The organism is Micromonospora marincola (assembly GCF_056150385.1).
Genome location: NZ_JAXCFT010000001.1, coordinates 417,105 through 438,324 on the forward strand (window position 1 = coordinate 417,105; position 21,220 = coordinate 438,324).

The 21,220-nt window shown below is 71.7% G+C and carries 18 protein-coding genes and 1 other RNA gene; 13 read left to right on the forward strand and 6 right to left on the reverse strand.

Annotation, left to right across the window (positions count from 1 at the left end; genetic code table 11):
- Positions 1–2 precede the first annotated feature (2 nt).
- The 3 genes from SM450_RS01995 to hpf all read left to right on the forward strand — a co-directional run bounded on the left by SM450_RS01995 (position 3) and on the right by hpf (position 3,404).
- Positions 3–1,799, forward strand: a complete 1,797-nt coding sequence (locus SM450_RS01995; RefSeq protein ID WP_474618352.1) for an LpqB family beta-propeller domain-containing protein — start codon at positions 3–5, stop codon at positions 1,797–1,799.
- An 8-nt stretch (positions 1,800–1,807) separates the two neighbouring features.
- Positions 1,808–2,509, forward strand: a complete 702-nt coding sequence (locus SM450_RS02000) for a ComF family protein (protein ID WP_474617901.1) — start codon at positions 1,808–1,810, stop codon at positions 2,507–2,509.
- Positions 2,510–2,759: 250 nt separating this feature from the next.
- Entirely contained in the window at positions 2,760–3,404 is a 645-nt protein-coding gene (gene hpf / locus SM450_RS02005; protein ID WP_474617902.1) for a ribosome hibernation-promoting factor, HPF/YfiA family, read from the forward strand.
- Between the two features lie 121 nt (positions 3,405–3,525).
- On the opposite strand, the gene SM450_RS02010 is transcribed toward hpf, so the two are convergent.
- Entirely contained in the window at positions 3,526–4,683 is a 1,158-nt protein-coding gene (locus SM450_RS02010; RefSeq protein ID WP_474617903.1) for a GNAT family N-acetyltransferase, read from the reverse strand.
- A 170-nt stretch (positions 4,684–4,853) separates the two neighbouring features.
- Between SM450_RS02010 and secA the strand changes: the two genes are divergently transcribed.
- A complete protein-coding gene (secA, locus tag SM450_RS02015; protein ID WP_474617904.1) occupies positions 4,854–7,763 on the forward strand; it encodes a preprotein translocase subunit SecA in 2,910 nt (969 codons plus the stop codon).
- Positions 7,764–7,926: 163 nt separating this feature from the next.
- Here secA and SM450_RS02020 read toward each other — a convergent pair whose 3' ends face one another.
- A complete protein-coding gene (locus SM450_RS02020; RefSeq protein ID WP_474617905.1) occupies positions 7,927–8,748 on the reverse strand; it encodes an Rv3235 family protein in 822 nt (273 codons plus the stop codon).
- Positions 8,749–8,850: 102 nt separating this feature from the next.
- Positions 8,851–9,078, reverse strand: coding sequence for a helix-turn-helix domain-containing protein (locus SM450_RS02025; protein WP_474617906.1), 228 nt, complete (start codon positions 9,076–9,078; stop codon positions 8,851–8,853).
- 197 nt (positions 9,079–9,275) lie between these two features.
- Here SM450_RS02025 and SM450_RS02030 point away from each other — a divergent pair, with 197 nt between their 5' ends.
- On the forward strand, positions 9,276–9,785 hold the full coding sequence (locus tag SM450_RS02030; RefSeq protein WP_474617907.1) for a DUF6912 family protein: 510 nt from the start codon (positions 9,276–9,278) through the stop codon (positions 9,783–9,785).
- A 21-nt stretch (positions 9,786–9,806) separates the two neighbouring features.
- Here the strand turns inward: SM450_RS02030 and SM450_RS02035 are convergent, their stop codons facing one another.
- Positions 9,807–10,820: a hypothetical protein gene (locus SM450_RS02035; protein ID WP_474617908.1), complete on the reverse strand. Its 1,014-nt coding sequence runs from the start codon at positions 10,818–10,820 to the stop codon at positions 9,807–9,809.
- A 359-nt stretch (positions 10,821–11,179) separates the two neighbouring features.
- Between SM450_RS02035 and pruA the strand changes: the two genes are divergently transcribed.
- The 8 genes from pruA to SM450_RS02075 all read left to right on the forward strand — a co-directional run bounded on the left by pruA (position 11,180) and on the right by SM450_RS02075 (position 18,634).
- Positions 11,180–12,808 carry an L-glutamate gamma-semialdehyde dehydrogenase gene (pruA, locus tag SM450_RS02040; protein ID WP_474617909.1) on the forward strand — a complete coding sequence of 543 codons (1,629 nt, stop codon included), beginning with the start codon at positions 11,180–11,182 and terminating at the stop codon, positions 12,806–12,808.
- A gap of 154 nt (positions 12,809–12,962) precedes the next feature.
- Positions 12,963–13,478 (forward strand): PadR family transcriptional regulator, encoded by a 516-nt coding sequence (locus tag SM450_RS02045; RefSeq protein WP_474617910.1) that lies wholly within the window; start codon positions 12,963–12,965, stop codon positions 13,476–13,478.
- Between the two features lie 45 nt (positions 13,479–13,523).
- Positions 13,524–14,645 carry a peptide chain release factor 2 gene (prfB, locus tag SM450_RS02050; RefSeq protein ID WP_474617911.1) on the forward strand — a complete coding sequence of 374 codons (1,122 nt, stop codon included), beginning with the start codon at positions 13,524–13,526 and terminating at the stop codon, positions 14,643–14,645.
- A gap of 118 nt (positions 14,646–14,763) precedes the next feature.
- The gene (ftsE, locus tag SM450_RS02055; RefSeq protein ID WP_013284225.1) at positions 14,764–15,444 is read left to right on the forward strand and encodes a cell division ATP-binding protein FtsE; all 681 of its coding nucleotides are present in this window, start codon (positions 14,764–14,766) and stop codon (positions 15,442–15,444) included.
- A gap of 67 nt (positions 15,445–15,511) precedes the next feature.
- Positions 15,512–16,387 (forward strand): permease-like cell division protein FtsX, encoded by an 876-nt coding sequence (gene ftsX / locus SM450_RS02060; RefSeq protein WP_474617912.1) that lies wholly within the window; start codon positions 15,512–15,514, stop codon positions 16,385–16,387.
- Between the two features lie 132 nt (positions 16,388–16,519).
- Positions 16,520–16,999, forward strand: a complete 480-nt coding sequence (gene smpB, locus SM450_RS02065) for an SsrA-binding protein SmpB (RefSeq protein ID WP_474617913.1) — start codon at positions 16,520–16,522, stop codon at positions 16,997–16,999.
- Between the two features lie 106 nt (positions 17,000–17,105).
- Positions 17,106–17,481: a transfer-messenger RNA gene (gene ssrA, locus SM450_RS02070) on the forward strand.
- A 187-nt stretch (positions 17,482–17,668) separates the two neighbouring features.
- A complete protein-coding gene (locus SM450_RS02075) occupies positions 17,669–18,634 on the forward strand; it encodes a hypothetical protein (RefSeq protein ID WP_474617914.1) in 966 nt (321 codons plus the stop codon).
- Positions 18,635–18,677: 43 nt separating this feature from the next.
- Here SM450_RS02075 and mdlC read toward each other — a convergent pair whose 3' ends face one another.
- Positions 18,678–20,270 carry a benzoylformate decarboxylase gene (gene mdlC, locus SM450_RS02080; protein ID WP_474617915.1) on the reverse strand — a complete coding sequence of 531 codons (1,593 nt, stop codon included), beginning with the start codon at positions 20,268–20,270 and terminating at the stop codon, positions 18,678–18,680.
- A 103-nt stretch (positions 20,271–20,373) separates the two neighbouring features.
- A complete protein-coding gene (locus tag SM450_RS02085) occupies positions 20,374–21,174 on the reverse strand; it encodes an S-methyl-5'-thioadenosine phosphorylase (RefSeq protein WP_474617916.1) in 801 nt (266 codons plus the stop codon).
- Positions 21,175–21,220 lie beyond the last annotated feature (46 nt).

Below are 21,220 nucleotides of genomic sequence, written 5' to 3' on the forward strand. Positions count from 1 at the left end.
CGGTGCGACGGCGTCTGCTGGCGGTGCTGCTGGCCGGTGTGCTGCTCCCCGCCGGGCTGGCCGGATGCGGCATCCCGGCCGAGACCGACGTCCAGGTCGACGGCTCGGTGCCCGCCGGCGAGGCCGGTTCGCTCAACGGCCCACCCGCCTCGCCGCCCGCGCCGACCGACAGCGACGAGCCGGTGCCGTTCATCGAGAACTACCTGCGGGCCGCGGCGGCCGGGGAGCGCGACCAGGCGTACACCCGGGCCCGGAAGTTCCTCGCCGACGAGGCCCGGAACCTGCTGCCCGGCAAGCCGCAGACGAGCGAGGTCGAGCTGACCGTGGTCCGGCTGCGGGGGAAGCCGGAGAGCACCCCGGCGAACCCCCAGGGCATCTTCACCGTGACGATCAAGGTGCAGCAGGTAGGCGTGCTGCGCGCCGACGGCTCGCTCGGCCCGCCGGGGGCCACCGAGACGGAGTACGTCTTCCAACTGCGCCGGGTCGAGCCGGCCGGGGCCGGGCTGCTCATCACCAACCTGCCGAACGTGCTGTTGACGAGCGACGCGGCGCTGCGGGAATACTACCGATCGCGCACCGTCTACTTCTGGAACTCGGACCAGACCCGGCTGGTGCCCGACCTGCGCTACCTGCCGTCCTCGGTGCCGGCGGAGCGGCGCGTCACCGAGGTGGTGAAGTGGCTGACCGGCGGCCCGTCGGACTGGCTGGGATTCGGCGTGACCGGGTTGCCGGACGGCACCCGGCCGATCAACAACGCCACCGGCGCGGACTCCCAGTGGGAGGTCAACCTGAGCATGCCCGGTGCCACCGAGGCGCGGCTGGCCCGGCTCGGCACCCAGTTGGCGTGGTCGCTGCCGGAGCTGACCGGCCAGCTCGACCTGAAGATCCAGAACCAGAAGCGGTTCAGTGTCGACCTGGCGAGGGAGCGTGACACGCCGGCCTACCCGCGTGGCGCGAATCCCAGCCGGTTCAGCGTCTACGACGGTGTCATCCACCCGCTCGCCATCGGCAACGAGCGGCGGAACCCCGTGCCGCTGCCGGCGGCCGAGAACCGGAACGTCGTCTCCGCCTCGCTCGCCCGCGCCGACGAACGTACGCTCGCCGCCATGGTGGTGGCCGCGCCGGACCGGAAGCTCCAGCTCAAGGTGGGCGCCGGCCCCGAGCCGGTGGCGGTGTTCAACCGCAGCAGCCGCACGTACGGCTCGATGAGCCGGCCCACCTGGCTCCGCTCCCTGGACGAGAACCATTCCGCGGGGCTGGTGGCGGCCGACGGGAAGCTCTACCGGTTCGACGGGGCGGCCGAGATGAGCCAGGTCCCGCTCAACGTCGCCGGAAGCGTGGTGGCGGTCGCCGGCTCCCTCGACGGCCACCGGATCGCGCTTGTCAGCGGCGGCGCCGTCTATGTCGCGCCGGTGAGCGTCGAGGGCGGCGTGTTCAGCCTGGGCCCGCCCCGCCGGCTGCCCACGCTGCTCACCGGCGTGACGGCCGTCGACTGGATCACGGAGGACCAACTGGTCCTGGCCGGCAACGACCCGGAGCGCCGCTCGGCCATCCACCAGCTCACCATCGACGGCGCCTGGGAGTCCACGCTGAAGTCCGAGATCGGGGCATCGGTGACCCAGCTCGCGGCGTACCCCGGAGGTGGCGACCGGGGCCTGCCCGCGTTCTCCTACATGTGGGAGACGAACGGCGGGGCCTGGCGGAACAACCCGTTCGACTTCGTCACGCCGGAGCAGGTGCTGGACCTGCCGGCGGGCAGCCGGACGGCCAACCCGACCGCGCCCTTCTTCCTCTACTGAGGCCACCGGTGCCGGGCCTGGGCGGACTCTGGTCCGACCTGACCGATCTGGTGCTGCCCACCGGCTGTGCCGGCTGCGCGGCGCGGGTGACGACCCTGCGGCAGGGCTTCTGCCCGCGCTGCGTCGACGAGTTGGAGTCGCTGCGGCCCGCGCCGACCCGGCCCGACCCGGCCCCGCCCGGCCTGCCGCCGTGCGTCGCGCTCGGTCCGTACGGCGGGGCGTTGCGCGAGGGGTTGCTGGCGTACAAGGAACGGGGCCGGCACGGGCTGGCCCGGCCGCTTGGCGCGTTGCTTGCCGAGGTGGTGGCCACGGCGGTGGGGCAAGCCGGCCCGGTGACGCTTGTCGCGGTGCCGGACACCGCCCGGGCGGCCCGGTCCCGTTACGGCGACCACCTGGAGCGGCTGGTCCGTCCCGCCGCGGCCCGGTTGCGCGCCGCCGGCTGGCCGGTGCGGGTGCTACGGCCGCTGCGGGCGCTGCCCCGGCCGGACTCGGTGGCGCTGGACAGCGCCGGGCGGGCCGCCGCGGCGGAGGCGGCGTTCCGGCTGCGCCGTCCGGCCCCGGCGACGCCGGCCGGGACCGTGGTGCTGCTCGACGACATCGTCACCACCGGCGCCACCCTGGCGGCGGTGAGCCGAAAATTGCGCCGCGCGGGAATGACGCCAAAGGTCGCGGCGGTACTCGCGGCAACGCAAAAGCGGCGCCTACGGTAACGCTTCGTGCATCCCTTTCACCCCATGGTGTATGAGCTGTTAAATTTCGCGACCACCTTCCGCGACCGGGGGTGACGGACGGCCGAACAGGAGTTAGCGTTTCGGTGTCGGGGGTAGTGAGAATGCACACCTTCCCCCGGCACTGGAAGGAGGCGTAGCCGAACGACACCGGTCGACGCCGAGCGGGGCTCTCCCAGGCGCGTCGACCGGAAGATCCGGACCGAACGACCGTCCGAACAAGGGAGGTCACGTGGACATCGTGGTCAAGGGCCGTAACGTCGAAGTGCCGGACCATTACCGGGTGCACGTAGCCGAAAAGCTCGCGAAGATCGAACGCTACGACCACAAGCTCATTCGCGTGGATGTCGAGTTGTTCCACGAGCGCAATCCGCGCCAGGTCGACCACTGCCAGCGGGTGGAGATCACCTGCGTCTCGCGGGGCCCGGTCATCCGGGCCGAGGCCTGCACGAACGACTTCTACAGCGCGCTCGACGCCGCCATCGCCAAGCTGGACACCCGCTTCCGCCGGGCGGCCGACCGCCGCCGGGTGCACCGTGGGCGGCACGCCCCGCTCTCGGTGGCCGCCGCGACCGCCGGCCTGCCGGTGGCCGACCTCGACGGGCCCGGCCTCGCGGCGTTGGACGGCCTCGGCACGGCCACCGCCGTCGCCGACCGTCCCGACGAGAGCGCCCATGAGGAACCCGACGACCAGCCGTGGCACATCGCCCGGGCGAAGGTCCACCCCGCCGATCCGATGACCGTCGACGACGCGCTGTTCCAGATGGAGCTGGTCGGCCACGACTTCTACCTGTTCCTCGACAAGGAGTCCGGCCGCCCCAGCGTGGTCTACCGCCGACGCGCGTACGACTACGGCATCCTCTCGCTCGACACCTGACCCCTGACCGACGATCCGGGGCCCCCGCGTGCTCGCCGGGGGCCCCGCTCAGCCCGGGTCCGAGGCCAACCCTGGCGGCACGGTCGCAGGCGTACCCCGTACCCCTCGATCGTCTCCGGGGTCATTGCAGGTCCTGCGGCAGCAGGCCGCCGATCCACACGTCCTGCCGCTCGCCGCGGTGCGTGATGCCGCCGCGCAGCGTGCCCTCGACGGTGAAGCCGGCCTTCTCGGCGGCCCGGCGGGACGCGGTATTGCCCACGTGGGCCCGCCACTCGACGCGGGCCAGGCCGAGCGTGGTGAAACCCCAGGCGCAGAGCGCGGCCAGCGCGGCCGGCAGATAGCCCCGCCCGCGGGCGTGCGGGGCGGTCATGAAGCCGACGTCGGCGACCACCGGATCGGTGGGCAGCACACGCAGGTCGACCGAGGCCACGTAGCGGTCGTCTGGGTCGGTCACGGCGAACATCGCGGCGGTGCCCCGCGCCCAGGCCGGCCGGACCAGGTCCCGCAGGTAACCCACGGCGTGCTCGCGGTGGTAGGGGTGCGGCACCGTGGTCCAGCGCACGGTGTCCTCGTCCCGGCAGGTGGTCACGAGCGCGTCGAGGTCGCGTTCCTCGAGCGGGCGCAGCCGCAGCTCGGTCTCGCCCGCGGTGGCGAACAGGACGGGCTGCGGCCGGCCGAAGACCGCCGCCCGGTGGGCCTGGAGCGTGGCCGGGCCGTACGGGACGGGATCGCCCGGCGCGGCCAGGTCGGCCGGGACCAGGGAGCCGATCCACCCCTCCGGCCGGCCCCCGTCGGACGGGTGCGCCAGCCGCAGTTCCCCGTCGACCCGGAAGCCGGCCCGCAGCGCGACCAGCCGGGAGGCGTGGTTGCCGATCTCGGCCTGCCAGGTGATCCGGCGCAGTTCCAGCGCGTCGAACGCCCAGCGGGCGACCGCCCGGGTGGCGCGTACCGCCACGCCCCGCCCACGGGCCCACGGCGCGGTCCAGTAGCCCACCTCGGCCGAGTCCAGCGCTCGGTCGACGGAGACCAGGCCGCAGGAGGCGAGCAGTTCGCCGGTGCCGGCGTCGCAGACCGCGAACGGCGCCCCGGTGCCGTCCGCCCAGGCGGTCGCGCTGACCGTGGTCACGAACGCGAGGGCGTGTTCGGGCAGGTATGGGCGAGGTACGGTGGTCCAGCGCTGGATGTCCGGGTCCTGGCAGGCGCGGTGCACCGCGTCGGCGTCCTCCGCCCGCCAGGGGCGCAGCACCAGCCCGTCCTCGACGATCTCCACAGGCTCCATCCGAGCCATGGTGCCGGATCGTTCGCGGACGGCGTAACCCGATTGGCCGCCACCGCCCGCGCGGTCGCGGCGTTATGTCGGGTTCGCGGGTCCGGACCGCCGCCACCAGTGACCATCACCGCGCCGGAGCGCCTACGATGGTTCGAGACCGTCTAGGGGAGCGTTGATCCGTGTCGATTCTGGAAAAGGTCCTTCGCGCCGGCGAGGGCCGCATGGTGCGTCGGCTGAAGGCCATCGCGGCCGCCGTCAACTCGATCGAGGACGACTACGTCAACCTCAGCGACGACGAGCTGCGCGGCATGACCGACCAGTTCAGGGAGCGTCTCGCCGACGGCGAGACGCTCGACGACCTGCTGCCCGAGGCGTTCGCGGTGTGCCGCGAGGCCGCCTCCCGGGTGCTCGGCCAGCGGCCCTACGACGTCCAGGTGATGGGCGGGGCGGCGCTGCACTTCGGCAACATCGCCGAGATGAAGACCGGTGAGGGCAAGACGCTCACCTCGGTCATGCCGGTCTACCTGAACGCGCTCGCCGGCAAGGGCGTGCACGTGATCACGGTGAACGACTACCTGGCCGAGCGCGACGCCGCCTGGATGGGCCGGGTGCACGAGTTCCTCGGGCTCACCGTCGGGGTGGTGCTGCCCAACCGGCCCGCCACCGAGCACCGCACGGCCTACGAGTGCGACATCACCTACGGCACCAACAACGAGTTCGGCTTCGACTACCTGCGCGACAACATGGCCTGGTCGAAGGAGGAGCTGGTCCAGCGCGGCCACTTCTTCGCGGTGGTCGACGAGGTCGACTCGATCCTCATCGACGAGGCCCGGACCCCGCTGATCATCTCCGGCCCGGCCGAGCACTCCGCCCGGTGGTACCAGGAGTTCGCGACCGTGGTGGCCCGCCTCCAGCCCGGCACCGACGGCGAGGGCGACTACGAGGTCGACCACGCCAAGCGCACCATCGCGGTCACCGAGCGCGGGGTCGCCCGGGTCGAGGACCGGCTCGGCATCGACAACCTCTACGAGTCGGTGAACACGCCGCTTGTCGGCTACCTGAACAACGCGATCAAGGCCAAGGAGCTCTACAAGCGCGACAAGGACTACATCGTCAGCGACGGCGAGGTCCTGATCGTCGACGAGTTCACCGGCCGCATCCTGCACGGCCGCCGCTACAACGAGGGCATGCACCAGGCGATCGAGGCCAAGGAGGGGGTGGAGATCAAGCAGGAGAACCAGACCCTGGCCACCATCACCCTCCAGAACTACTTCCGCCTCTACGAGAAGCTCTCCGGCATGACCGGCACCGCCCAGACCGAGGCGGGCGAGTTCAACAAGGTCTACAAGGTAGGCGTCGTGACCATCCCGACGCACCGGCCGATGGTCCGGATGGACCGGCCCGACGTCATCTACAAGACCGAGAAGGCCAAGTTCAACGCCGTCGTCGAGGACATCGCCGAGCGGCACGAACAGGGCCAGCCGGTGCTTGTCGGCACCGTCTCGGTGGAGAACTCCGAGATCCTGTCGCACATGCTGCGCCGCCGGGGCATTCCGCACGCCGTGTTGAACGCGAAGTTCCACGCCAAGGAGGCGGAGATCGTCGCCCAGGCCGGGCGCAAGGGCGGAGTCACGGTCGCCACCAACATGGCCGGCCGCGGCACCGACATCCTGCTCGGCGGCAACCCCGAGTTCCTCGCCGCCAACGAGCTCCGCCAGCGCGGCCTCGACCCGGTCGAGCAGCCGGAGGAGTACGCCAAGGCGCTTGAGGAGATCCTGCCGACCTGGAAGCAGGCATGCGACGCCGAGGCGGAGGAGGTCGCCGCCGTCGGTGGGCTCTATGTGCTCGGCACCGAGCGGCACGAGTCCCGCCGGATCGACAACCAGCTGCGCGGTCGCGCCGGCCGGCAGGGCGACCCGGGCGAGTCCCGCTTCTACCTGTCCCTCCAGGACGAGCTGATGAAGCGCTTCCGGGCCGGCGCGGTCGAGGCCGTGATGGACCGCTTCAACATCCCGGAGGACGTGCCCATCGAGTCGAAGATGGTCACCCGCCAGATCAAGAGCGCCCAGGCCCAGATCGAGGGTCAGAACGCCGAGATCCGGAAGAACGTCCTCAAGTACGACGAGGTGCTCAACAAGCAGCGCCAGGTGGTCTACGCCGAGCGCCTCCGGGTGCTCAACGGCGAGGACCTGTCCGACCAGGTCCGCAACATGATCGACGACGTGGTCGGCGCGTACGTGGTCGGCGCGACGACCGACGGCTACGCGGAGGACTGGGACCTCGACCAGCTCTGGTCCAGCCTGAAGCAGCTCTACCCGGTCGCCGTCAGGGTCGAGGAGTTGGAGGAGGAGGTCGGCTCCCGGGCCGGCCTCGACCAGGACTTCCTGCTCGCCCGCCTCAAGGAGGACGCGAACGCCGCGTACGACAGGCGTGAGGAGCAGCTCGGCGAGGAGGCGGTCCGCCAGCTCGAACGGATGGTCCTGCTCCAGGTGATCGACCGCAAGTGGCGCGAGCACCTGTACGAGATGGACTACCTCCAGGAGGGCATCAGCCTGCGGGCCTACGCCCAGCGCGACCCGGTGATCGAATACCAGCGCGAGGGCTTCGACATGTTCGCCACCATGATGGACGGCATCAAGGAGGAGACGGTCGGCTTCCTCTACAACCTGGACGTGCAGGTCGAGGAGGCCGAGCCGGAGGCCGAGGAGGTGCAGCTGCTGGACAAGCCGGTGGAGATCCGGGCCAAGGGTCTCAACCGCACGCCGCAGCAGCAGGGCCTGCAATACTCCGCGCCGGCCGTCGACGGGGAGGCCGGTCGCGGCGCCCCGGTGATCGAGCGGGTCGAGCAGCAGGCGCCGGCGCTGGGCATCGGCCAGGCCGCGCCGGAGCGCCCCGCCTCCTCGACGCCACGCCGGAGCCCGGCCGGCGCGGGCGGGTCGAGCGGTCAGGCGTTCGCCGCGAGCACCGCCCGGCGGTCCGCCTCGCCGCAGGTCGACGGCGGCGAGGGCCCCTCCCGTAACGCGCCCTGCCCGTGTGGCTCCGGCCGGAAGTACAAGCGCTGCCACGGTTCGCCCAACGGCGGCAACTGACCTTCAAGTCCAGCTCGGCGAGGTGGCGGCATCCGGGTCGGGTCGACGGCCGATTCCCGATGGTGATCATGAAGTTGGCGGCGGCGTTGATCTCAGATTCCGCCGTCAACCTCATGATCGGCCCGCTCAAGTCGGGCCGGGCTGGGCCAGGTCAACCAAGTGGTCAGAGGACATTCAGGACTAGGCAGAACCAGTTGCCTCGGCGGCGCTCCAGGCGCACGGCGACCGCCCAACTGGCACCGCCGGCACCGAGGAACACGGCGGTGGCCTCGACCGCGCCGGCCCGGGGCTCGCAGACCCGCAGGCGGCGCAGGTGCAGGGCCGGCCGAGCGGTGCGCCGGCGGACCGGGGTCACCCGGCGCGCCGCCCGGGTCAGCTCGGCCGACACCGTGGCGACGGCCTCGGGCAGGCAGAGTGGCCGCAGTTGCCCGGGCGGCCGGAACCCGTTGACGATCTCCAGGAACGTGCGGATGAACCGGTGCGCCGCCCGCGCGGCGTCGGGTGTGGCGGCGGGCATGCCGGGCAGCACCGCCTGGCCCACGGCCTCGGACGTGGTAGCGGGACTGCCGGGCGCCGCCTGACCGTGGTGCCGCGGTCCAGCCGCGCCGCCAGGGGTGCCGGCAGCGGGTGACGTGCCGGGGGAGCCGGTAGCGGACGAGGTGCCGCCGGGGAAGCCGGCATCGGGTGGGGCGCTGCCGGGGGAGCCGGCATCGGGTGGGGCGCTGCTGGGGGAGCCGGTAGCGGGTGGGGCGGTGAGGCCACCCGGTGGGCCGGCGGCCGACCAGCGGGGCCAGCCGGGGGCGCGGTCGGGTGCCCGGTTGACGGGCCGGTCGGGCTCCCGTCGGCGCGGGTCGACCAGGTCGAGGGCGAGTTGGCCGGTATGGCTCCAGGCCGGCTCCTCGTCGGTGCAGGGCGGGTCGAGCGGTGGGGCGGGCCGGAGACGGACCGGTGGACGCGGTGCCCGGGGACGGCGGGTGTCAACCATGTCAGCCCTCGAATTCTTGCGTTTGCCTTTGTTTGCCTGCGACTGATCCTCATCTTCGGCCACGGCAACGGGGCGAGTCAATGGCCCTCGGTCAGCGGAAGGTCACTCCAGGTCGCGCTCACCAAGCGGATTTCCGCGTACCCACTCGGCCGTCTCGGCGTACTTGCGCTCGATGTACTCCTCCAGCCGCGCGCGCTCGACCCGCCACTGACCCCGACCGCCGATCTTGATGGCGGGCAGCTCGCCGCTGCGCACCATGTGGTAGACCTGCGAGTCCGAGACGTTCAGCTCGGCAGCGACGTCGGACAGCAGCAGGAACCTCGACTCCACGGTGACTCCCGGGGTTGGCTTCGTTTGCCTCAGTTTGCCACCAGCCGGTGACACCTCCCAGGCCGACTTCGGCGGACACACCGGCGGAACGCTTCTCCTTCCGCGGTGCGGGGTGTATGACGGTCACGGCGTACGGCATGATCGGCGCCCGGAGCCGGCACCCGCCGGCGAGCGGCGGAGAGTGCGGGGAGAGACCGGTGACCGACGAGATTGTCCGGGTGTATCTGCCGGCGACCGTCCCGATGCTCGCCCGGCTGCGTGACGAGGGCCTGAGCGTCGAGGCGGCGCATGCGGTCACCCCGGAGCTGCGCGAGTGGTACGCCGAGGGTGACGAGGAGGAGTTGGAGTACGTGGCGTTCACCCGGGCCGCCCAGGATGCGCTGCTCCTGCTGCGGGCCGATCCCGACGCCTCCCGGCGGCGGGTGGTGGTCTCGGTCGACCTGCCCACCCGGGCGATCGGTCGCAACGGCGGCGAGTTGGGTTCCAGCGTGGTGCGGCCGGTCGGGCCGGTGCCGGTGAAGTCGATCGCCGCGATCCATGTGGACGGCGCGGAGGCGGCCGAGGACGTGGCCGCCGCCGTCGACGTGGTGGCTGAGGCGCAGGCCGGTGACCCCGACGCCCAGTTCACCGTCGACGGCGTCGAGGACCACGAGCTGGAGTGGTACGACGTGACCGAGCTGGACCTGCTGCTGCGCGAGGTCGGCTGAGGCGGGCGGGCGCCCCGGGGCTCAGGCCGCCGGCTCGTCCTCGTCCTCGTCGGGGACGGCGCGCGGCCCGAGCGTGCGCCCGAAGACGATGAGCGTAGTGAGCGCGCCCACGAAGAGCACCCAGATCCCGTTGTCCACCCGGGAGGTGCCGAGGGCGGTCTGCGCCACCTGGTCGGCATCACTGAGCGCGGCGGCCAGGTCGAGCAGGCCGCGCCCGCCGATGCGGATGATCACCTCGGTGAGCAGCAGGAGCAGGCCGGCGCCGGCGCCGGCGACCAGATACGCCGGCCAGCGCAGCGGCGACGCGGCACCGTCCCGGCGTTCCGCCCGACGACGCGACCAGGCGAGGTAGAGGTAGGCCACCAGGCCGGCGAGCAACCCGGCGAGCAGCGATTCCGTCCGGGACACCCACTTGGCGGCGTCGAGCACCGACTGCTGGGTCTCGCCGGCCCCGAACAGCTCGGAGAGCGGATCCCGGGCCCGGCTGAACACCACCACGAAGACCTGCGCGGCGAGCGTGGCGGCGGCGAGACCGGCCACCACCCGCGCCTGGCGCGCGCCGGCCATTGCCCCGCCGATGATCGCGGCTGCGGCCGTGGTGCCGGCGATCGTGTTGGTGGTGGCGTTGTCGGCGTACGTCAGGTTGATCGCCACCGCGGCGGCGAGCCCGGCGAGCAGGCCGGCGCCGACGGTGGCCAGGAAGCGCAGCGAGGCCCGGCCCAGCCGGTTGGTGGCCGCCAGCGCGACCGTGGCGCCGGTGACGAGCGCCGCGGTGATCACGCCGGGAAGCGCGTAGGCGGAGAGGCTGATCGCGGTGACCCCGGCCGCGGTCGAGGTGATCGCCTCCCGGGTGGACCAGAGCATGGCCGCCAGCCAGGCGATCGACAGCAGGGCCAGCGGCAGCGCGCCAGGCGCGTACTCCGGCCGGCCAACCGCCGGCGTGCCCTCGCCCACGGCCTGGTCGCCGGCGGGCGGCGCGACGGCCTCGGGCTGGTCCGGCTCCGCGGCCGTGGAGCTGCCGGGCTTGTTGCTCATCGTCTCCCTTTCGACGGACGCCGGATCTCCCCGCGCCGGGCCGGGCAGGTCACCGGGCACCAAGCGTACGCGGCACGGCACGCACTCCCGGGCGGGCAGCGCGAGCCGAAGGATCACTGGTCGAGTATGCCTTTCGCCGATGTTTCATCGGCCCTGAAGGGGTCCGGCCGAGGGTCCGTAGACGGGGGTGACGTCCGTGGTGCGGTGCCGAACCCGCGGAGCGCGGGCCGCGTGAAACAATCGGCGCAGGTCCCGCCGCCGCGACCGGTCCGCCGCGCGGTGTCCGGGCACCCGGCCGCCCGGTCGGTGCCCGCGGGTCCGGTTTCGCCATCGCCGTCGAGATCGCACAGGAGCCTGTGATGGACGCCGTGTTCTCCGTCCCCGAGCCGCGCAACGAGCCGGTCCACACCTACGAGCCCGGCAGTGCCGACCGGGAGCGGCTCCAGCGGCGGCTGGCCGAGCTGGCCGCCGAGCGGATCGAGCTGCCGATGACCATCGCCGGCGAGCAGCGGATGGCCGGGGGCGCGTCGATCGACGTGGTCCAGCCGCACAAGCACGCGCACGTGCTCGGCGTCACCGGGCACGCCACCCACGACGACGCCCGCGCCGCGGTCGAGGCGGCCAAGGGCGCCGCCGGGATGTGGCGGGCGCTGCCGTTCGAGGAGCGGGCCGCGATCTTCCTGCGCGCCGCCGACCTGCTCGCCGGCCCCTGGCGGGACACGCTCAACGCGGCGACCATGCTCGGCCAGTCCAAGACCGTGGTCCAGGCCGAGATCGACGCGGCCTGCGAGCTGATCGACTTCCTCCGGTTCAACGTCCACTTCGCCCGCCGGCTCCTGGCCGAACAGCCGCTGTCCTCGCCGGGCGTGTGGAACCGCTTCGACCACCGGCCGCTTGAGGGCTTCGTCTACGCGGTCACCCCGTTCAACTTCACCGCGATCGCCGGCAACCTGCCGTCCGCGCCGGCCCTGCTCGGCAACACGGTGGTCTGGAAGCCGGGTCCGACCCAGCAGTTCGCCGCGCACTTCACCATGCGCCTGTTCGAGGCCGCCGGCCTGCCGCCCGGTGTGATCAACATGGTCACCGGGCGCGGCGAGGAGGTCTCCGACGTCGTGCTCGCCGACCCGGACCTGGCCGGCATCCACTTCACCGGCTCCACGAAGGTCTTTCAGCATCTCTGGCGGACCGTCGGCGACAACATCGCCCGCTACCGGGGCTATCCCCGGCTGGTCGGCGAGACCGGCGGCAAGGACTTCGTGGTCGCGCACCCGAGCGCCGACGTGGACGCGCTGCACACCGCGCTGCTCCGGGGCGCCTACGAATACCAGGGGCAGAAGTGCTCGGCCGCCTCGCGGGCGTACGTGCCGCGGTCGATCTGGGAGGGTGGGCTGCGGGACCGGCTCGCGGCGTCCGCGGACGCGCTCACCTACGGCGACGTGACCGACTTCAGCAACTTCGGCGGCGCGGTGATCGACGACAAGGCGTTCGGCCGGCACACCGCCGCGCTGGAGCTGATCAGGGGCGACGACTCCTGCCGGGTCCTGGCCGGCGGCACCGCCGACGACTCGGTCGGATATTTCGTCCGGCCGACGCTCTTCGAGTGCTCGGACGCCGCGCACGAGACGTTCACCACCGAATACTTCGGCCCGATCCTCGGCGTGCACGTCTTCGACGACGCCCGGTTCGACGAGGTGGTCGCCCAGGCCGAGTCGATCGCGCCGTACGCGCTCACCGGGTCGATCTTCGCGACCGACCGCCGGGTGGTCGACCGGGTGGCGGAGAAGATGCGGTACGCGGCCGGCAACTTCTACATCAACGACAAGCCGACCGGCGCGGTGGTCGGGCAGCAGCCGTTCGGCGGCGCCCGGGCCAGCGGCACCAACGACAAGGCGGGCTCCTGGCACAACCTGGTCCGCTGGACGTCGCCGCGGACGATCAAGGAGACGTTCGTGCCGCCCACTGACCACAGCTACCCCCACATGGGCTGAGGTGTTAGGCGGGGGCCCTTATTAACAGACGTCTGTTAATAAGGGCCCCCGCCTTACCTCTGTCGTCGGTCGACGGTGCACTCTGGACCGCCTGGGAGTGGCGAAAACGGCAAAACGTGGACGCCGGAGCCGACAAAGTGGCAGCTTAGAGGGCATGGCGGAATCCGGAGTCAACCCGACGGCGGCAGCCCTGCTGGGTCTGCTGCACGACGGCCCGATGACTGGCGGCCAGTTGATGGCCGCTGCCGAGCGCCGGCTGGCGCCGTACTGGTCGATGACCCGCAGCCAGGTCTACCGGGAGCTTCCGGTCCTGGCTGAGAAGGGTCTGGTGCGGCTCGGGAAGCCCGGGCCGCGGATGAGCCAGCCGTACGCGCTCACGGCGTCCGGAAAGCGGACATTTTCTCGCTGGCTGGCGGAGAATCCCGGCAAGGACACCATCCGAAATCCGATCGCGTTGCGGATGGCCTTCGGCAGCCTGCACTCGTCGAGCCAGCTCAAGAACCTGTTCGCCTCGGCGAACGAATACCACACCGAGGCGCTGGCGGCGGTGCGGGAGCAGGTCAAGAACGCGAAGAAGGAGGGCGACAACTACGACGCCAGCGCGCTGGAGTTCGCCGTCGCGTACCACCGGGCGGCGCTGTCCTGGCTGAAGACCGCGCCGGCCGGCTGACCACCTGCGACAAGTCGACGGACGCACGCAGTAGTCTTGTCTGTCGTGACCGCTGCCGATTACGCCGAACAGCTCAAGGAACTCGACGCCACGCTGCGCAACATCGAGGCCGTGCTCGACCTCGACAAGCTGCGCGAGCAGAAGGCCCGCCTGGAGCAGGAGGCCTCCGCGCCCGACCTGTGGGACGACCAGGCCAAGGCGCAGCAGGTGACGTCGCAGCTGTCGTACGTCAACGGCGAGATCGGCCGGCTGGGCGACCTGCGCTCCCGGCTCGACGACGCCGGGGTGCTGCTGGAACTCGCCCAGGCGGAGTCCGACCCGGGCGCGCTGACCGAGGTCGAGTCGGAGATCACCGGGCTGACCAAGGCCATCCAGGAGATGGAGGTCCGCACGCTGCTCTCCGGCGAGTACGACTCGCGGGAGGCGCTCGTCGCCATCCGGGCCGGCGCCGGAGGGGTGGACGCCGCGGACTTCGCCGAGATGCTGCTGCGGATGTACCTGCGGTGGGCGGAGCGCCACGGCTACCCGACGGAGGTCTACGAGACCTCGTACGCCGAGGAGGCGGGCCTGAAGTCGGCCACCTTCACGGTGAAGGTGCCATACGCCTTCGGCACGCTCAGCGTGGAGTCCGGCACCCACCGGCTGGTGCGGATCAGCCCCTTCGACAACCAGGGCCGCCGGCAGACCAGTTTCGCCGGCGTCGAGGTGCTGCCGGTGGTGGAGCAGACCGACCACATCGACATCCCCGAGAACGAGATGCGGATCGACGTCTACCGGTCCTCCGGTCCGGGTGGGCAGAGCGTCAACACCACCGACTCGGCGGTCCGGATCACGCACATCCCGACCGGCATCGTGGTCACCTGCCAGAACGAGAAGTCCCAGCTCCAGAACAAGGCCTCCGCGCTGCGGGTGCTCCAGGCCCGGCTGCTGGAGCGCAAGCGGCAGGAGGAGCAGGCCAAGATGGCCGGCCTGAAGACCGACGCCGCCGGCTCGTGGGGCGACCAGATGCGGTCGTACGTGCTGCATCCTTATCAGATGGTGAAGGATCTGCGTACCGAGCAGGAGACGGGCAATCCGTCCTCGGTCTTCGACGGTGAGCTGGACAGTTTCATCGAGGCGGGTATCCGCTGGCGGAAGCAGCAGCAGCTCAGCGCTGACGGTGCGTGATCGCGGCCGGACGGAGTGCGTCATCGATCTCGGTCTGACCCGGTAAATCGATGACGCGCCCCGCATCTGGGGGGCGTGGGGCTTGGCTCTGCGGTTACACCGCGTAGACTCTCGACCCGTGATTCAGCTTGAGCAAGTGACGAAGACGTACCCGAAGGCGTCCCGGCCTTCGCTCGACAACGTGTCCGTCTCGATCGAGAAGGGCGAGTTCGTCTTCTTCATCGGTCCATCCGGCTCCGGCAAGTCCACCATCATCAAGTTGCTGCTGCACGAGGTGACGCCGAACAAGGGTCGCGTCGTCGTCAACGGCAAGGACGTCACGTCGATGCGGTCCTGGAAGCGACCCCACTTCCGGCGCTCCATCGGCTGCGTCTTCCAGGACTTCCGGCTGCTGCCGAACCGCACCGCGTACGAGAACGTGGCGTTCGCGCTCGAGGTGATCGGCAAGACGAAGGCGGTCGCCCGTCGGGTCGTGCCGGAGGTGCTGGAGCTGGTCGGTCTCGGCGGCAAGGAGCACCGCTACCCGCACGAGCTCTCCGGTGGTGAGCAGCAGCGCGTCGCGGTGGCGCGGGCGTTCGTGAACCGGCCGCTCATCCTGCTGGCCGACGAGCCGACCGGAAACCTGGACCCGGACACCTCGATCGAGATCATGCGCCTGCTGGACCGGATCAACCGCACCGGCACGACCGTCGTGATGGTGACGCACGACTCCAACATCGTGAACCAGATGCGGCGCCGGGTGATCGAGATCGAGAGTGGCCGCATCGTGCGCGACCAGGCCCGCGGCGTCTACGGCTGAGCCGACCAGGCGACCCGTTGATCCCGACGACGAACACCTCACGCCGGAGAGCCGGAGGAATATCCCGATGCGGATGAAGTACGTCCTGTCCGAGGTACTGGTCGGACTGTGGCGCAACGTCACGATGACGGTTGCCATGATCATCACCATGGCGGTGTCGCTGTTCATGCTGGGCGGCAGCGGCCTTCTCTACCAGAAGGTCGGCGACATGAAGGATCTCTACTACGAGAACGTCCAGGTCTCGATCTTCCTGAAGACCGACGTCCAGGAGCAGCAGCGCGCCGACCTGGAAACCAAGCTCAACGCCGACCCGCTGGTCAAGGACGTCACGTACGTCAACAAGGACGAGGCGTACAAGCGCTTCCAGCAGATGTACGCGGACGCGCCGGACCTGGTGAACGCCGTCAAGCCCGACCAGCTCCCGGAGTCGTTCCGGCTCACGCTCAACGACCCGCAGCAGTACAAGCAGATCTACGACCAGTACAAGGCCGCCGAGGGCATCGACACGATCGTCGACCAGAGCAAGCTGCTGGACAAGGTCTTCGGCGTGCTCACCGGCATCCAGAACGGCGCGCTGGCGCTGGCGATCGTGATGGCCGCCGCCGCTCTGCTGCTTGTGGCGAACACCATTCAGGTGGCCGCGTACAGCAAGCGGCGTGAGGTCGCGGTCATGAAGCTGGTCGGCGCGTCCAACTGGTTCATCCAGGCGCCGTTCGTGCTGGAGGCGGTGGTGGCCGGCCTGATCGGCTCCATCCTCGGCCTGGTCGCGTTGATCGGCGTGAAGACGCTTGCGGCCGGCAGTTCGATGGCGGCCCTGGAGGGGCTGATCACCCCGATCTCCTGGTCCGAGATCTTCCTGACCTTCCCGCTGATGGCCGCCGTCGGTGGCCTGGTCAGCGCGATCACCGCCTGGGTCACGCTCCGCTTCTACCTGCGGGTCTAGTTGCCCGTACGGCTCTGGCAGGAGCCCTCCCGCGCCGGAATAAACGGCGCGGGAGGGCTCTTGTGGTTCCGGTAGCATGATCTTCGCTCGCCGGCCGTCGACCGGGGAGCCGATCGGAAGGGGGTGGCGCCGGTGCCACGGGAAAAGGGTCGCAAGGTGGTCGCCTCCAACAAGAAGGCGCGTCACGACTACGCCATCCTCGACACGTACGAGGCAGGCATGGCGTTGACCGGCACCGAGGTCAAGTCGCTGCGGGCCGGGCGGGCGTCGCTCGTCGACGCGTTCGCCCAGGAGCGTGACGGCGAGCTCTACCTGCACGGCATGCACGTCCCGGAGTACGCCCAGGGCACCTGGACCAACCACGAGCCCCGGCGTACCCGCAAGCTCCTGCTCAACCGGCTGGAGATCAACCGGCTGCTGGGCAAGCTCAAGGAGAGCGGCCTGACGCTTGTGCCGTTGCAGGTCTACTTCTCCGACGGCTGGGCGAAGGTGGAGATCGGCCTGGCCCGGGGTAAGAAGTCGTACGACAAGCGGCAGGACCTCGCCAAGCGGGACGCCGACCGGGAGATCGCCCGGGCGGCGGGCCGGCGCGGCAAGGGGATGGATGAGTGAAAAGTCCGGTTCATCCGGTTGTTGGCTCGGCGGGCCGGCCTCGGGATGAATTCGGTTGCGGCAGGCGTTAGGCTTGGTGGTGCTGCCGACAGGGGCAGCCCGTCGAGGGGGTGACTGGTTTCGACTTCGTACGCAGCGACAGGGGAAGCGAGCCGAGGAAGCCGACGTCGTCTCGAGAATCGGTCGTCGGAAACCAATAAGCGCCAAGAACAATCGCGCTGACTTCGCTCTCGCCGCCTGAGGCGAGTAGCAAGTCTGTCGGCCTGGGAGCGCCTTCGACCCAGTTAGCCGGCATCAGCTAGAAGGCTGGCCAACCGGACCCGGTCGCGGGGTCCGTGCGGCGAGATTAATCAGCGACTGGGCCCGTCACACCAACTTGCTCGCGTGAGCGGTGGGGCCGAGTAGAGGCATAGCGAGCTGCGCTCGGAGAAGCCCTGACAAACCGGCGAAGGACCCGGGTTCGATTCCCGGCACCTCCACCACCCTGTGCGCCCCGGTCCACCAGGACCGGGGCGCACAGTCGTCCCCCTCCCTCCCCACCCCCTCGGCCGCGCGGTTTCCCGGAAAGAGTGGCTATCCGGGCCCGCATGAGCACTCTTTCCGGGAAACCGCGCCCGGGTGGGTGGGAAGAACGGGGAACCGGGACGGGGGGTGGGGCGTCCAATCCGCATGCGCCGATCTGTCGCCCTGCTCGGGCTTCCGCTGCTGGTCCTCTCCGGTTGCGCCACGCCCGGCGCCGGCACGGCACCGCCCGCCGTCCCGGACCAGCCTTCCGCGTTCACCCAACGGGCCGAGGAGGTTGCCGAGCGCTGGCAGCCCGGGCAGCAGTGGCGCGACGGGTACGTCCCGCTCCAGGACGCCACCGTGCTCACCGGCGACCCGCGCTTCAGCGGCGACACGAAGGTGGCGTTCAGCGCCGGCTGGTATCGGGACCAGATGAAGATGCCGGCCGCCGTCCCGCCGGACGGGTCGATCCGGTTCCCCGACGGCGAGCTGCGGGTGCCGCTGGTCAGCGCCGCCGACGCGTACGCCCAACTGGACCAGGGGGATCCGCCGCCGTGCGACGGGCGGCCCGGTGGACCGCGGATGTCCCAGCCCGGATCGCCGGAGCCGGGCGGGCCGACCGTCGAGCCCGGTCCGGAGGGCCCGGTGTCGACCACCGCGTCGACGCCCTGCGTCCCGCTCACCGTGACCGCGGTGCGGCTGGGAAGCGCGCCGGTGTGGACCAGCCGGGGCCGGGCCGAGGTGCCGGCGTGGCTGTTCACGGTGGACGAGATGGCCGTACCGGTGGCCCGGCTCGCGGTCGCGCCGCGCGCGGTCGGCGCGGTGCCGAGCGGCGCGGCGGACGGCAAGCCGCTGCCGGGCGGCCTGGTCGCCGCGCAAGGGCTGAAGGCGGTGGAGGGCAGCCGCCTCGACTACACCGTCGGCGTCGGCGCCTGCGACGGCGCGCCCACCCCGCTGGTGCTGGAACGACCGGACGTGGTGGTGGTCGGCGCCGAGGTGGTCAGGCCGACAGGCGTCTGCACCCTGCAGCTCAAGATAGCGCCGGTGAGCGTCACGCTCGACGCCCCGCTCGGCGACCGCACCGTGCTTGACCTCGGCAGCGGCCTCCCGCTGACCGTCCGACCCGGCTGAGCCGACCTGGCTGAGTCGACCCGGCTGAGTCGACCCGGCTGAGTCACAGGATCCGGGGCACCTCGGTGCTGATCGGCGCCGGCAGCACCGTGGGCCGGTCCGCGGCCAGCGCGTCGGCAAGCGCCCCGCCCAGCCGGTCCGGCGACACCACCTCGGCGGCGCAGCCGTAGCCGCGCGCCACCGCTGTCACGTCCAGCCCGGGCAGGTCCAGCGCCGGCACGCCCGGCGTGTGCTTCAGCTCGGCGAACGCCTTGAGGATCGCGTACTGCCGGTTCACCGGGACCAGGACGGGCAGCGGCAGCCGCAGCCGCGCCGCGGTCCACAGCGCCTGCACCGAGTAGTGGAACGAGCCGTCGCCGATCACCGCCACCACCGGCCGGCCGCGCCCGGTGTCCCGCTCGGCGAGCGCCAGGCCCACCGCCGCCGGCAACCCGAAGCCCAGGCCGCCGCTTGCCATCGTGAAGTACGAGCGCGGCCTGTCGATGCGCAGCCGGCGGCGCAACGCGGACAGATTGGACGGTGACTCCTGCACCAGTACCCCGTCCGCCGGCCAGGCGGCGGCGAGCGCCACGAAGAGCGTGTCCGCGCTTGGCGGGTCCGTCGGCTCCGGCTCCGGCGGCGGCTCACGGGGCGGCGGCGGGGGCCTGTCGCTCGGCGGCAGCAGCTCCCGCAGCGCGGCCATGGTCAGCCCGGCGTCACCGAGCAGACTCTCCCCGACCGGGGCCCGGCCCGCCTCGTCGGGGTCGTCGGTGACGTGCAGCAGCCGGGTGCCCTCGGGTAGGTAGTCGCCCGGCACGTGCGGGTAGTAGCGGAACACCGGCGCGCCGACCACGAGCACGGTGTCGTGTCCGCGCAGCGCCTCCGCCAGCGGCCCGATCGCGTACGGCAGGACGCCCCGGAACAGCGGGTGGCGCTCGGGGAAGACGGCCCGCTCCGGCGCCGGGGCGGCCCACACCGGGGCGGCCAGCCGCTCGGCAAGCGCGACGGCGGCCGGCCACGCGCCGGCCCGGTCCACGGCGGCGCCAAGCACCAGCGCCGGGGCGCGGGAAGCGGCAAGCGCGGTGGCGAAGCCGCGCAGCCGGTCCGGGTCCGGCCCGATCCGGGTGGCGACGGTACGCACCTGCGGCGGCGGGCCGGCGGGGCGGTCCCAGTCGTCCATCGGCAGGGAGAGGAAGATCGGCCCGGCGGGAGGCTGCACCGCCGTGGCGTACGCCCGCATGAAGGCCGCCGGGATGTCCTGCGCGCGGGACGGCTCGTGGGCCCACTTGACGTACGGCTGGGCCAGCTCGACCGCCCGGGGGCTGGACAGCCGGGGCTCGATCAGCAGCATCTCGCGGGTCTGCTGGCCGGCGCTGACGATAAGCGGGGTCCGGTTGTGCCAGGCGGTGACGAGGTTGCCCATGCCGTTGCCGGTGCCCGGCGCGGTGTGCAGGTTGACGTGGGCGGGTCGGCCGGTGCCCTGCGCGTAGCCGTCGGCCATGGCCACCGCCGACGCCTCCTGGAGCGCGTGCACGTAGCGGAAGTCGGCCGGGAAGTCGGCGAGGAACGGCTCCTCGGTCGAGCCGGGGTTGCCGAAGACCGTGGTCAGCCCGAGCGCGCGCAGCAGGTCGTACGTGGCCTCGCGCACCGTCGCCATCGCCGGCTGCCTCCGTCCTGGCCGCGGTGCCGGAGACGGCCCGGTGCGCAGCCCCCGACCCACCGAATCTAGCGGGTCGAGGCGGACTTTTCGGGCACTTCGCTCACGGCAGGGCGAACGGCAGCGTGATGCCGTCCAACGCGGCGCCGCAGCGGCAGTCCCGCTCGGTGGGCAGCGCGGCGACCGCGTCGAGCAGCAGCCCGCGCAGCCGGTCGGTGTTCTCCGCGAAGACGCCGAACACCTCCTCCTGGGTGACCGACTCACCCGCCTCGACACCCGCGTCCAGGTCCGTGACAAGCGCGATCGAGGTGTAACAGAGCGCCAGCTCGCGGGCGAGAACCGCCTCCGGGTGCCCGGTCATGTTGACCACCGTGCCGCCGATCGAGGCGAACCAGCGCGACTCCGCGCGGGTCGAGAAGCGGGGCCCCTCGACCACCACCACCGTCCCGCCGTCCACCGCCGGCACGCCCCGGCCGGCCGCCGCCGACAGCAGCGTCCGCCGCCCGGCCGGGCAGTACGGATCGGCGAAGGACACGTGCACCGCGCCCCGGTCGTAGTAGGTCTGCGCCCGCCCGCTGGTGCGGTCGATCAACTGGTCCGGCACCACGAACGTGCCCGGCCCCAGCTCCGGCCGGAGACCGCCGACCGCGCAGGGCGCCAGCACCTGGCGTACGCCGAGGGAACGCAACGCCCAGAGGTTGGCCCGGTAGGGGATCCGGTGCGGCGGATGCCTGTGGTCGCGGCCGTGTCGCGGCAGGAACGCCACCCGGCGCCCACCCACCTCGGCGATCGTGACCGGATCCGACGGCGCGCCGTACGGGGTGTCCACCACGTGCTCCACGCCGTCGAGCAGGGCGTAGAGACCCGACCCGCCGATCACCGCCAGTTCGGCCTCCGCCGCCATCCGACCCTCCCTCGATCCGTTGCGCTCACCCGCCGGTCAGACCTTA